Source organism: Streptomyces botrytidirepellens, assembly GCF_003721215.1.
Taxonomy (GTDB): Bacteria; Actinomycetota; Actinomycetes; order Streptomycetales; family Streptomycetaceae; genus Streptomyces; species Streptomyces himastatinicus.
This window is the reverse complement of sequence record NZ_RIBZ01000020.1, coordinates 1-14080: the sequence shown is the minus strand read 5'-3', so window position 1 is coordinate 14080 and position 14080 is coordinate 1. Positions and strand designations below refer to the sequence as shown.

1 protein-coding gene and 3 pseudogenes are annotated in these 14080 nt (G+C 72.9%); all 4 read left to right on the top strand.

Going from position 1 to position 14080, the window contains the following annotated elements:
- Nucleotides 1-258: 258 nt before the first annotated feature.
- Nucleotides 259-1197 (top strand): annotated as a pseudogene (locus tag EEJ42_RS54400) (polyketide synthase dehydratase domain-containing protein); the annotation flags it as partial.
- Nucleotides 1189-6039 (top strand): annotated as a pseudogene (locus EEJ42_RS00880) (type I polyketide synthase); the annotation flags it as partial. The pseudogenes EEJ42_RS54400 and EEJ42_RS00880, both read left to right, overlap by 9 nt.
- Nucleotides 6028-7365 (top strand): annotated as a pseudogene (locus EEJ42_RS54395) (polyketide synthase dehydratase domain-containing protein); the annotation flags it as partial. The pseudogenes EEJ42_RS00880 and EEJ42_RS54395, both read left to right, overlap by 12 nt.
- 380 nt (nt 7366-7745) lie before the next feature.
- On the top strand, nt 7746-14080 hold a 6335-nt coding region (locus EEJ42_RS52170), incomplete at its 3' end, for a type I polyketide synthase (RefSeq protein ID WP_123098123.1).

Genomic DNA, 14080 nt, shown 5'->3' with positions numbered 1-14080 from the left:
AGTACGGTCACCGGTGAGCCGGTCGGTGAAGAGGACTGGGCGACCGCTGACTACTGGGTGGATCAGGTCCGTCGGCCGGTCCGCTTCCACGACGCTCTTGAGAGCGCCACCGGTACACAGGGTGTCAGCCGACTGCTGGAGGTCGGACCCGACCCGGTACTGACCAGCCTGGCGCAGGCCGCGACGGAGGCCTCCGCCGCATCGGTGCTGCGGAAGGGCCGCGCGGAGGCCGAGTCCGTACTCGTCGCGGCGGCGGAGATGTTCGTACGCGGCGCGAAGCTGGACTGGGCCGCGGTGTTCGCCGGGACCGGTGCCCGGCGGGTGGAGCTGCCGACCTACGCGTTCCAGCACCAGCGGTTCTGGCTGCGGCCCTCCCGCTCCGTGACCGATGCGAGCGGGCTCGGCCTGGGAACGGTCGGGCACCCGCTGCTGGGGGCCGCGCTGCGGCTGGCCGGATCGGACACGGTGCTGCTGACGTCGCGGCTGTCCGCGCAGTCGCATCCGTGGCTGTCCGACCACGTGGTGGCCGGATCCGTCGTGGTGCCCGGCACGGTGTTCGTGGAACTCGCCGTGCAGGCGGGGGACCAGGTCGGCTGCGACCAGGTGGAGGACCTGACCCTGCGGGCCCCGCTGATCCTGCCGCACGACGGCACGGTCCAGATCCAGATCAGCATCGAACCGGCCGAAGGCGACCGGCGGCGCACGGTCCGGGTCTACTCACGCCCGCAGGACTCCGCCGCCGAACAGCCGTGGACCCTGCACGCCACCGGGACCCTCACCACCGCGCGGCCCGCCGCCGACTGGGACCTGCGGGCCTGGCCCCCCGAGGGCGCGGAGCCGGTACCGACCGATGGACTCGACGGCCTCTACGACCATCTGTCCGACGCGGGACTGGCCTACGGACCTGGTTTCCGCGGCGTGAAGGAGGTATGGCGGCGGGGCGAGGACCTCTTCGTGGAGGCAGTCCTGCCCGAGCAGATCGCGGGGGACGTCACCGGCTTCGGTCTCCACCCGGCCTTGCTGGACACCGTCCTGCACGCCCTCGGGCTACGTGAGCCGTCGGCCGAGGGGGCCGCGTCCCTGCCGTTCCTGTGGTCCGGCGTCTCCTTGTTCGCCGTGGGCGCCACTGCCGTCCGGGCGCGCCTCTCGCCGCGCGGCGGGCCGGGCTCGGGCGAGATCGCCCTGCGGGTGGCGGACGCGGCGGGCGAACCGGTCGCCGAGGTGGGCTCCCTGGTGCTGCGACCCGTATCGGCCGCCGACCTCGTCGCGGGCACCGACGGGGGCTCGCCGATCTCGGACAGCCTGTTCCGGCTGGACTGGACCGCCGCCCCCGCCCCCACCGAGCGTCGTGACACCGGCGAACCGGGGGACTGGGCCGTGCTCGGCGATCCGCACCCGTGGCAGGACGCCGGAGTGCCGGTGACCGGCTACGCCGACCTCACCGCGCTGACCGCCGCCCTCGACGAGGGCGGCAGCGTCCCGGACACCGTGCTGCTGCCGCTCCCGCACGACCCGCGCGGCACCGACACCGCGGTCGCCGCAGCGGTCTCCCGTGTGCTGGGGCTCGTTCGTGAGTGGCTGGCCGAACGGCGGCTGACGGAAACCCGGCTGGTGGTGGTGACCTCCGGGGCGGTGGGGGCAGAGGCGCACGACCTGGCCGGTGCGGGCGTCTGGGGCCTGCTGCGCTCGGCGATGAGCGAACACCCGGGCCGGTTCGTCCTGGCGGACGTCGACGGTGAACCGACCTCGTACGCCACCCTGGCGACGGCCCTGGCCGACGGCGGGGAAAGCCAGTTCGCCGTGCGGCGGGGCGAGGTGTGGCTGCCTCGGATGGCGCGCATGACCGGCGTCTCCGAAGACGGCGCCCCAGGTGTGTGGCAGAGCCACGGAACCGTGCTGGTCACCGGCGGAACCGGTGGCCTGGGCGCGGTCGTGGCCCGGCACCTGGTGAGCACGCACGGCGTACGGAACCTGCTGCTGCTCTCGCGCCGCGGCCCGGACGCCCCCGGTGCTCACGAACTCCAGCGGGAGCTGACCGGCCTGGGTGCCGACGTCACCATCACCGCCTGCGACGTGGCCGACCGCCGCGCACTGGCCGAGGCGATGGGCGGCATACCCGACGACGCGCCCCTGACCGGCGTCGTGCACACCGCCGGTGTCCTCGACGACGGCATGATCACCGACCTGACCCCGGAGCGGGTCGCCCGGGTGCTCACGGCGAAGGCCGAATCGGCTCTCCACCTGCACGAGTTGACCGCGGACAACCGCGACCTGACCGCCTTCGTCCTGTTCTCTTCCATCGCGGGAGTGTTCGGGAACTCGGGCCAGGCCGCGTACGCCGCCGCCAACACCGTGCTGGACACCCTCGCCCTGTCCCGGCGATCGCAGGGGCTGCCCGGCGTGTCGCTGGCGTGGGGCATGTGGGAACACGCCGACGGCATGGGCGGCCGCCTCGGCGAGGCGAACATCGCCCGCCTGCGAGGCCAGGGCTTCCCGCCACTGTCCACCCAGGACGCGCTGGCACTGTTCGACCTGGCGCTGCGGACCGGCGAACCCCTGGCGCTGCCGGTCGCCCTGCGGACCACGGCGCTCGCCGCGCGGCGCGACAGCCTGCCCACCCCGCTGCACGGTCTCCTTCCCGCGGCCCGCCGGCGCCGGACCGCGGGCCAGGGCACCGACGTGAACGGGCTGGCCCGCCGCCTGTCGGGTCTGTCCGGGGCCGAGCGGGACCGGGTACTGCTCCAGGTGGTGCAATCCGAGGTGGCGGAGGTACTGGGGCACGCGTCGGCAGGTGCGGTCGACCCGGGGCGGGCGTTCAAGGATCTCGGGTTCGATTCGCTGACCGCGGTGGACCTGCGTAACCGGCTCAACAACGCGACCGCGCTCACCCTGCCCGCCACCCTGGTCTTCGACCACCCCAGCCCCACCGCGCTCGCCGCGTACCTGCGCGAACGGCTGCTGGGGGAGACGCCGGCCGGCCAGGACATCGAGTCCAGGCCGTCCCAGGTGATGGCCGACGACGAGCCGATCGCGATCGTGGGGATGGGCTGCCGCTACCCGGGCGGCGTGACCTCTCCCGAAGGGCTGTGGGAGCTGGTCGACTCCGCCGGGGACGGGATCACGGGCTTCCCGACCGACCGCGGCTGGGATGTCGACTCGCTCTTCGACCCCGACGGCGACCGCGCGGGCACGTCGTACGTACGCGAGGGCGGCTTCCTGCACGACGCGGCCGAGTTCGACGCGGAGCTGTTCGGGATCAGTCCGCGTGAGGCGCTGGCCATGGATCCGCAGCAGCGGTTGCTTCTGGAGACGTCCTGGGAGGCGCTGGAGCGGGCCGGCATCAACCCCCTGTCGTTGCGAGGATCGTCCACAGGCGTGTTCGCGGGGCTGATGTACCACGATTACGCCTCGCGTCTCCAGACCCTGCCCGAGGACGTGGAAGGCTTCGTCGCCAACGGGAACGCGGGCAGTGTCTTCTCCGGACGTGTCGCGTACGTCTTCGGGTTCGAGGGCCCCGCGGTGACGGTGGACACCGCGTGTTCGTCGTCGCTCGTGTCCCTGCACTGGGCCTGCCAGGCCCTGCGGGCGGGGGAGTGCGACACGGCCCTGGCCGGTGGCGTCACCGTCATGGCGACGCCCTCGACGTTCGTCGAGTTCTCACGCCAGCGGGGTCTGGCCTCGGACGGCCGGTGCAAGTCCTTCGCGGACGGCGCGGACGGCACGGGCTGGGCCGAGGGCGCCGGGGTGCTGGTGCTGGAGCGCCTCTCGGACGCGCGGCGCCGTGGTCACCACGTGCTCGCGGTGGTGCGCGGCAGCGCCGTCAACCAGGACGGTGCGTCGAATGGCCTGACGGCGCCGAACGGTCCCTCCCAGCAGCGGGTGATCCGCCAGGCGCTGTCGTCGGCGCGGCTTTCCGCCGCCGAGGTCGATGCGGTCGAAGCACATGGCACGGGGACTCGGCTGGGCGACCCGATCGAGGCGCAGGGGCTGCTGGCGACGTACGGTCAGGCGCGCATGGAGGACGAGCCCTTGTGGCTGGGCTCGGTGAAATCGAACATCGGGCACACCCAGGCCGCCGCGGGCGTCGCCGGCGTCATCAAGATGGTGATGGCGCTGCGTGCCGAGCGGCTGCCGCGGACGCTGCACGTGAACGAGCCCTCGAGCCAGGTGGACTGGGCCGCCGGGGCGGTCCGGCTGCTGCGGGAGCCCCGCAGGTGGCCGATGGGCGAGCGTCCCCGGCGCGCGGGCATCTCCTCCTTCGGGATCAGCGGCACCAACGCTCACGTCATCGTCGAGGAAGCGCCGGCGGCTGAACCGGCCACGGCCGACGAGCGGCCCACGGCCGAGCTGCCGGTGGTCCCGTGGGTGCTCTCGGCCCGCAGCGCCCAGGCGCTCCGGGCGCAGGCCGGACGCCTGGCCGAACTCTCCGACGAACGCGACCACTCCAGTGCGGACCTGGGGCTGTCGCTCGTGACGACGCGTGCGCTGCTGGACCACCGCGCGGTGGTGCTGGGCGCTGATCCGGGTACGTTGCGTGCGGGCGTGGCCGCGCTGGCCGAGGGCGACGCCTCGGTGGTGTCCGGTGTGGTGCGTGAGGGCCGTACGGGCTGGATGTTCACCGGGCAGGGCAGTCAGCGGCTCGGCATGGGCCGGGAGCTGTACGAGCAATTCCCACGGTTCGCAAGGGCGTTGGACGAGGTTTGCGGACACCTGGAGGCCGCACTGGCGGGCGAGCCCGGCTTCGGTACCCCCGTGAGGGACGTGCTGTTCGCCGCCGAGGGCTCAAACGAGGCAGCACTCCTCGACCGGACCGGGTACGCGCAGACGGCGCTGTTCGCGGTCCAGGTCGCGCTGGTGGAGCTGCTGAGGTCATGGGACATGGGCCCGGACGCGGTGCTGGGCCACTCGGTGGGGGAGTTCGCCGCCGCGTACGCCGCCGGTGTCTTCGATCTGGCCGATGCCACCAGGCTGGTGGCGGGCCGGGCCCGGTTGATGCAGCGGCTGCCGGCAGGTGGCGCGATGGCTGCCATCGAGGGCAGCGAGGAGGAGGTCCTCGGCATCCTGCGAGGGCTTCCCGGGGACGGGCGGATCACGATCGCGGCGGTCAACGGGCCGACGGCGGTGGTGGTTTCCGGCGACCAGCAGGCCGTCGAGCGGGCGATGGCCGTTGCCCGGGAACAGCACCGCCGGGTGTCCCGGCTGAAGGTCAGCCACGCGTTCCACTCGCCGCTGATGGAACCGGCCATGGTGGAGTTCGCCGACATCGCGGCCGGCGTGGCCTACCGGCAGCCGAACCTGCCGGCCCTCAGCACCGTCACCGGCGAGCCGGAGACCGCGGAGGACTGGGCGACTCCGGAGTACTGGGTGCGTCAGATCCGCGAACCGGTGCGCTTTCACGACGCCCTCGTGGCCGCGACGGGCGTGCAGGGCGTGTCCCGGCTGCTGGAGATCGGTCCCGACCCGGTGCTGACCGCGCTCGCGCAGTCCGCGGCGGAGGACGTCACCGCGGCGTCGGTGCTCCGTAAGGGACGGCCCGAGGCCGAGTCCGTGCTGGGCGCGGTGGCCGAGGTGTTCGTGCGCGGCACGCACGTCGACTGGACCGCCCTGTTCGCCGGGAGCGGCGCCCGGACGACCGCGCTGCCGACCTACGCGTTCCAGCGGCAGCGGTATTGGCTCGGGGCTTCCCGGCCGGTGGCCGACGCCCGTGGCCTGGGCCTGGGCGCGGCCGAGCACCCCCTGCTGGGCGCGACCGTGACGCTGGCCGGTTCGGACGCCGTGCTGCTGACCTCACGGCTCTCCCTCCAGTCGCATCCGTGGCTGGCCGATCATGCCGTGGCGGGCTCGGTGCTCGTACCGGGCACGGTGTTCGTGGAACTGGCCGTACAGGCGGGCGACCGGGTCAACTGCGACCGGGTGGAGGAGCTGACCCTGCAAGCGCCACTGGTGCTGCCGGAACAGCAGGCCGTACACCTGCAGCTCAGCGTCGAAACGGCGGACGGCGCCGCGGACGAGCGGCGCGCCCTCAAGGTGTACTCCCGCCCGGAGGGCGCCGCGGCCGAGGAGCCGTGGACTCTGCACGCCACCGGAACCCTGACGCCGGGAACGGGCCTGGCCGCCGACTGGGACCTGGCCGCGTGGCCGCCCGCCGGTGCGGAGCACGTCCCGGCGGACGGCCTGTACGAGCGGCTGGCCGACGAGGGCCTCGTCTACGGCCCGGCCTTCCGTGGCTTGCGGGAGGTCTGGCGGCAGGGCGACGACTTCTCCGTGGAGGCGGCGTTGCCCGAGCCGCTGTCCGGCGAGGCGGCCGGTTTCGGCCTGCACCCGGCGCTGCTGGACTCGGTTCTGCACGCGCTGGGGCTTCGGGAGTCGGCCGACGAGGGTGCGTCCCTGCCGTTCATGTGGTCCGGGGTGTCGCTGTCGGCGACCGGTGCCGCCGCGGTGCGGGTACGCATCTCCGTACGGGACTCCGGTGAGATCGCCTTGCGGGTCGCCGATGGTGAGGGTACGCCGGTGGCCGAGGTGGAGTCGCTGGTGCTGCGGCCGGTGTCGGCGGGGGAGCTGGCAGCGGCGAACTCCCCGGTCAGGGACAGCCTCTTCCGCCTCGACTGGATCGAGGCCCCCGCCACAACCACCACCGGACTCACGCAGCCGGGCGCCTGGGCGGTGCTCGGTGACACTCGGCTGGGCGCCGGTGTCCCGGGGGCCACCGCACACGCCGACCTGGACGCACTGATCGCCGCGCTCGATGCCGGCGCGCCCGTCCCGGACACCGTCGTGCTCCCCTTCGACGCCACCGGCGACGCGGTCGGCGACGCGGTGGCCGGTGTGCCGGCAGTGATCCGCGCGTGGCTGGCTCAGGAACACTTCGCCGGGTCGCGGCTGGTGGTGTTGACCTCCGGCGCCGTGGACGTGAGGCCCGAGGACAGCACTCCTGGGACACTCGATCTCGCCGGTGCCGGAGTGTGGGGACTGGTGCGGTCGGCGATGAGCGAGCACCCGGGCCGGTTCGCGCTCGCCGACGTCGACGGCGCGCGGGAGTCGTACGAGGTCCTCCCCGCCGCTCTCTCGGGGCCGGACTCCGGCCAGGTCGCCGTACGGGAAGGCCGCGCCTGGCTGCCGCGTATGGTGCGGATGAACGCGGGCGGGGTGCTGGTGCCTCCGGCGGGTGCGGGCTCCGCCTGGCGGATGGACATCGCGGCCAAGGGCCGGCTGGACGGCGTCGCCCTGGTGCCCGAAAACCCGGCGCCGCTGGGCCCGGGGCAGGTCCGGGTGGCCGTCCGGGCGTCGGGCGTCAATTTCCGTGATGTGCTCAACGTGCTGGACATGTATCCCGGCGACGCCGGGCTGCTGGGCCACGAGGGCGCGGGTGTGGTCCTGGAGGTCGGTCCGGGGGTGTCGGACTGGGCTGTCGGCGACCGGGTGATGGGTCTGCTGAACGGTGGGTTCGGCCCCACGGCCGTCGCCGACGGGCGGATGCTGGCGCGGATCCCGGCCGGCTGGTCGTACCCGCAGGCGGCATCCGTGCCGATCGTCTACCTGACCGCGTATTACGCGCTGGTCGATCTGGCAGGGCTGGAAGCCGGCGAGTCGGTGTTGATCCATGCCGCGGCCGGTGGTGTGGGCATGGCCGCGGTGCAACTCGCCCAGCATCTGCGGGCGGAGGTGTTCGCGACCGCCAGTCAGGCCAAGTGGCAGACCGTTCGTCAATTGGGTNGGCCAAGTGGCAGACCGTTCGTCAATTGGGTGTGTCCGCCGAGCGCATCGCCTCCTCCCGTACCACGGAGTTCGAGGAGGTCTTCTCCCGGGCCACGGACGGGGCCGGGCTGGACGTGGTGCTGGACTGCCTGGCCGGGGAGTTCGTGGACGCGTCGCTGCGGTTGACGCGGGCCGGTGGCCGGTTCGTCGAGATGGGCAAGACCGACATCCGGGACGCGGACGAGGTGGCCGAGGCCCATCCGGGCGTGTCGTACACGTCGTTCGACGTGATGGACGCCGGGCCGGAGCGGATCGGCGAGATGCTGGCGGAGCTGCTGGCACTGTTCGAGAGCGGCGCGCTGCGGCCACTGCCGGTCACGACGTGGGACATCGCCCGGGCCCCGGAAGCGCTGCGATTCCTCGGCCAGGCGAAGCACGTCGGCAAGGTCGTGCTGACCGTACCCGCGCCCTGGCGCGAGGACGGCACCGTGCTGATCACCGGCGGCACCGGCGGCCTGGGCGCGCTGGTGGCCCGCCATCTGGTCACCCGACACGGCGTACGGAACCTGGCGCTGCTCTCCCGGCGCGGCCCCGAGGCCCCGGGCGCGCGCGAACTCGAACGAGAGCTGGCCGCCCTCGGCGCGCGCGTCACGATCAGCGCGTGCGATGTCAGCGACCGTACGGCCCTGGCAGGCGTCCTCGACGCGATCCCCGACGAGGCTCCGCTGACCGGCGTGGTGCACACCGCCGGTGTGCTCGACGACGGGATCGTCGCCGAACTCACCCCCGAGCGCTTGGCCCGCGTCCTGGCCGCGAAGGCCGATTCCGCCCTGCATCTCCACGAACTCACCGCGGACCGCGACCTGGACGCGTTCGTCCTGTTCTCCTCGATCGCCGGTGTGGTGGGCAACGCGGGCCAGGCGCCCTACGCGGCGGCCAACTCCGTGCTCGACGCACTCGCGGTGTCCCGGCGCGCCCAGGGCCTGCCCGCCGTGTCACTGGCCTGGGGCATGTGGGCCCACACCGCGGGCATGGGCGGCACGCTCGGCGAGTCCGACCTGCTCCGGATGGCGCGCCAGGGCTTCCCCGCCCTGGAGACCGACCACGGGCTCTCCCTGCTGGACATCGCCCTTCAGATCAACGAGCCGCTGGCGCTGCCGATCGCCCTGCGCACCTCCGCGCTGACCTCGGACCGCACGACCCTGCCCGACGTTCTGCACGGGCTCGCCCCGGCGGCACGGCAGCGCCGGGACGCCGGGCAGGCCACCATCACGAGCCGGGGCGAACTCGGCGGCCGACTGGTGGGGCTGCCGGCGGCCGAACAGAGCCGACTGCTGCTGGAGCTGGTACAGACCGAGGTCGCAGGTGTGTTGGGCCATGCGTCGGGGGCGGCCATCGACCCGGCCCGGGCATTCAAGGATCTGGGCTTCGACTCGCTGACCGCGGTGGACCTGCGCAACCGGATGCATGCCGCCACCGGCCTCCGCCTGCCCGCGACGCTCATCTTCGACCACCCGACTCCGTCCGCCCTCGCCGCATACCTGCGCGAGGAGGCGCTCGGCGCGGCCATCGAGCCGACCCGAACACCGGCCGTCCCCGCCCCGGTGGGCGCGGCGGACGAGCAGATCGTGATCGTGGGCATGGGCTGCCGCTTCCCGGGCGGCGTCACCTCGCCGGAAACCCTGTGGGACCTGGTGGCTTCCGCCGGAGACGGCATCACCCCGTTTCCCTCGGACCGCGGCTGGGACGCCCGGGCGCTGCACGACATCGCGGCCGTTGGCGGGTTCGTACAGGACGCCGGGGACTTCGACGCCGAGCTGTTCGGGATCTCGCCGCGCGAGGCCCTTGCCATGGACCCCCAGCAGCGGCTGCTGCTGGAGACCTCCTGGGAGGCGCTGGAGCGGGCCGGGATCAGCCCCCTGTCGCTGCGCGGCTCGGCCACCGGCGTGTTCGCCGGGGTGTCCGCGAACGGGTACGGCGGCCACCTGCACGAGGCGGGCGCGGAAACCGAGGGCTACCTGCTGACCGGGAGCACGCCGAGCGTGGCGTCGGGCCGTCTCGCCTACGCCCTCGGCCTTGAGGGTCCCGCGGTGTCGGTGGACACCGCGTGCTCGTCGGCGCTGGTGGCGCTGCACCTGGCGGGCCAGGCGCTGCGGGCGGGGGAGTGCGACCTGGCCTTGGCCGGCGGCGCGACGATCATGGCGAACCCCGGCATGTTCCTGGAGTTCTCGCGGCAGGGCGGGCTGGCCGGGGACGGCCGGTGCAAGTCCTTCGCGGAGGCCGCGGACGGTACGGGGTGGGCCGAGGGCGCCGGGGTACTGGTGCTGGAGCGGCTGTCCGACGCGCGGCGCCTGGGGCATCCGGTGCTCGCGGTCGTACGCGGGAGTGCGGTCAACCAGGACGGTGCGTCGAATGGTATGACGGCGCCGAACGGTCCGTCGCAGCAGCGGGTGATCCGGCAGGCGCTCGCCGCCGCGCGCCTCTCGCCGTCCGACGTGGACGCGGTCGAAGCCCACGGTACGGGCACCCGGCTCGGCGACCCGATCGAGGCGCAGGCCCTGATGGCCACGTACGGACAGGACCGCGCCGGAGCCGAGCCGCTGTGGCTGGGCTCGGTCAAGTCGAACATCGGCCACCCACAGGCCGCGGCCGGTGCCGCCGGTCTGATCAAGATGGTGATGGCGCTCCGGGAGCGGCGGCTGCCGCAGACGCTCCACGCCGACGAGCCCTCCTCCCACGTGGACTGGACCGCCGGTGCGGTCGAGCTGCTGTCCGAGGCCCGGGAATGGCCCCGGACCGACCACCCGCGCCGGGCAGGCGTCTCATCGTTCGGCATCAGCGGGACCAACGCACACGTCATCATCGAAGAAGCCCCGGCTGCCGAACCCGTCATGGCCGAGGAGCGGCCGACGGCCGAGCTGCCGGTGGTGCCGTGGGTGCTGTCCGGCCGGAACGCCCAGGCGGTGCGGGCACAGGCCGGACGCCTGGCGGCCTACCTCGACGGGCGGGACGTCGCGCCCGTCGACGTCGGGCTGTCCCTGGCCACCACATGCGCCGCGCTGGAGCACCGTGCGGTGGTGCTGGGCGCCGAGGGCGCCACACTGCGCGGAAGCCTCATCGACCTCGATGGCGATGCGGTGGTGTCGGGTGCCGTGGGCGAGGGGCGTACGGCGTGGATGTTCACCGGGCAGGGCAGCCAGCGACTCGGCATGGGCCGCGAGCTGTACGAGCAGTTCCCGGTGTTCGCGCGGACCCTGGACGAGGCGTGTGGACATCTGGACGCCGAGCTTGCGGGCGGGCCCGGCTTCGGTGTGCCGGTGCGGGAGGTGCTGTTCGCGGCGGAGGGTTCGGCGGAGGCGGCCCTGCTGGAGGAGACCGGGTACGCGCAGACGTTGTTGTTCGCGGTGCAGGTGGCGCTGGTCGAGCTGTTGCGTTCCTGGGGCGTGCGTCCGGATGCGGTGTTCGGCCATTCCATCGGTGAGTTCGCCGCCGCGTACACGGCGGGTGTGTTCGAGCTGGCCGACGCTGCCCGGTTGGTGGCGGGCCGTGCCCGGTTGATGCAGGCGCTGCCTTCGGGGGGTGCGATGGCGGCCATTGAGGGCACTGAGCCCGAGGTCGCCGACATCCTCGGAGGGCTTCCTGAGGGAGAGGGGGCCACGGTCGCGGCGGTCAACGGCCCCACGTCGATGGTGGTGTCCGGTGACGAGGACGCGGTCGAGCGGGTGATGGCGGTGGCGCGGGAGCGGGGCCGCCGGGTGTCGCGGCTGCGCGTCAGCCACGCTTTCCACTCGCCGTTGATGGAGCCGATGCTGGCGGAGTTCGCCGACATCGCCGCGAGGGTCACCTACCGGCAGCCGGTGCTCACAGCGGTCAGCACCGTCACCGGTCAACCGCTCGCAGATTCTGACTGGACGACCCCCGCCTACTGGGTCCGCCAGGTGCGCGAGCCGGTCCGCTTCCATGACGCGCTCCGGACCGCCGCAGGCGAACAGAGCGCAACCCGACTGCTGGAGATCGGACCGGACCCGGTGCTGACCAGCCTCGCACCGGCGGCCACCGACGCTGCCGCCGCGGCCGTGCTGCGAAAGGGACGGGCCGAGGCCGAGACCCTGCTGACCGCTGTGGCGGACGTGTTCGTGCGTGGGGCGGACGTGGACTGGGCCGCTGTGTTCGCCGGGACCGGTGCGCGGCGAGTGGATCTGCCGACGTACGCCTTCCAGCGGCAGCGGTACTGGCTGCGGCCCGCCCGCTCGGCGACGGACCTCGATGACGTGGGTCTGGGCGCTGCGGGGCACCCGTTGTTGGGTGCTTCGGTTGCGGTGGCCGGTTCGGACGCCGTGTTGCTGACGTCGCGGCTCTCGGTGCGGTCGCATCCGTGGCTGGCTGATCATGTGGTGGCCGGTTCGGTCCTGGTGCCGGGCACTGCGTTCGTTGAGCTTGCGGTGCAGGCGGGTGACCGGGTCGGGTGTGACCGGGTCGAGGAGTTGACCTTGCAGGCGCCGTTGGTCCTTCCGGAGGACGGTGCTGTTCAGGTGCAGCTGAGCATCGACGGCGCCGAGGACGGCCGTCGTGCGCTGCGGGTTTACTCGCGCCCGGAGGAGGCGGATGCGGAGCAGCCGTGGACTGTGCATGCCACGGGTGTTCTCGTTGCTGGGGTTCCTGCTGGTGGGTGGGATTTGCGGGTGTGGCCGCCGGTGGGTGCGGAGGCGGTTGCGGTGGATGGGTTGTATGAGCGGTTGTCGGGTGCGGGGTTGGCGTACGGTCCGGCGTTCCGTGGTCTGCGGGAGGTGTGGCAGCAGGGCGAGGACCTGTTGGTGGAGGCCGCTCTGCCGGAGGCGCTCGCGGAGGACGGGGCCGGGTTCGGTTTGCATCCGGCGCTGCTGGACACGGTGCTGCACGCCCTGGCGCTCCAGGAACCGGCGGCCGAGGGCGCGATGCTGCCGTTCATGTGGACCGGTGTGTCGCTGTCCGCCGTGGGCGCATCCGCCGTGCGGGTACGTCTGTCTCCACGAGGCACGGGTGAGGTGGCGCTGCGGGTGGCCGACGGCGTGGGCGAACCCGTGGCCGAGGTCGAGTCCCTGGTGCTACGCCCCGTGTCGACCGCGGACCTGGCGGCGGTGAACTCCCCGACGGCGGAGAGTCTGTTCCGGATGGAGTGGGTTCCTGCGCCGACGGCCGGGGCCAAGGAGCCTGTGGAGTCTGCCGGTTGGGCGGTCCTCGGTGATGTCGAGTCCGGCGGGTGGCGCGACGCGGGTGTTCCGGTGACCGGTTATGCCGATCTGGCCGCGCTGACCGCCGCGCTGGATGACGGTTCCCCCGTCCCGGACACCGTGGTGCTTCCGCTCCGCTCCACGGACACCGAGGTCACCGACGCGGTGGCCGGTGTGCTGGCCGTGGTCCGCGCATGGCTGGCCGAGCGGCGCTTCGCGGAGTCGCGGCTGGTCGTATTGACGTCGGGTGCGGTGGAGGTGGCCTCGACCGAGGACGGTGCTCGCGAGGTGTCGGGCCTGGTGGGCGCTGGGGTGTGGGGCCTGGTGCGTTCGGCGATCAGTGAGCATCCGGGCCGGTTCGTACTGGCCGACGTCGATGGTGAGGAGGCTTCCTTCCGGGCGCTTGCCGGGGCTCTGGGGGAGGGGCAGTTTGCGGTGCGCGGGGGTGCGGTGTGGTTGCCCCGGCTGGTGCGGATGGCTTCGGGGGGTGTGCTGGTGCCGCCGCCCGGCGCGGATTCGCCGTGGCGGATGGAGGTGGCGGCACAGGGGCAGCTTGATGGCGTGGCTTTGGTGCCGCAGGAGTCGCGGCCGTTGGAGCGCGGTCAGGTGCGGGTTGCTGTACGTGCGGCGGGGGTCAACTTCCGCGATGTGCTGAATGTGCTGGGCATGTATCCGGGTGATGCGGGCCAGATGGGTCTGGAAGGCGCGGGCGTGGTCCTGGAAGTCGGTCCTGGGGTGGCGGACTTCGCTGTGGGTGACCGGGTGATGGGTCTGCTGGATGGGGCGTTTGGTCCGTCGGCGGTGGCGGATGCGCGGATGCTGGCGCGTATGCCGAGTGGTTGGTCGTTCGAGCAGGCGGCGTCGGTGCCGGTGGTGTTCCTGACCGCGTATTACGCGTTGGTGGACCTGGCTGGCCTTCAGGCGGGTGAGTCGGTGTTGATTCATGCCGCTGCTGGTGGTGTGGGTATGGCGGCGGTGCAGTTGGCTCGGCATCTGGGTGCGGAGGTGTTCGCGACGGCGAGTCAGGCCAAGTGGCCCGTGGTGCGTGAGTTCGGGGTCGCCGCCGGTCGTCTGGCTTCTTCCCGCACGACCGAGTTCGAGCAGGTCTTCTCTCGGGCGACTGATGGCGCTGGGGTGCATGTCGTACTGGATTGCCTGGCGGGGGAGTTCGTGGA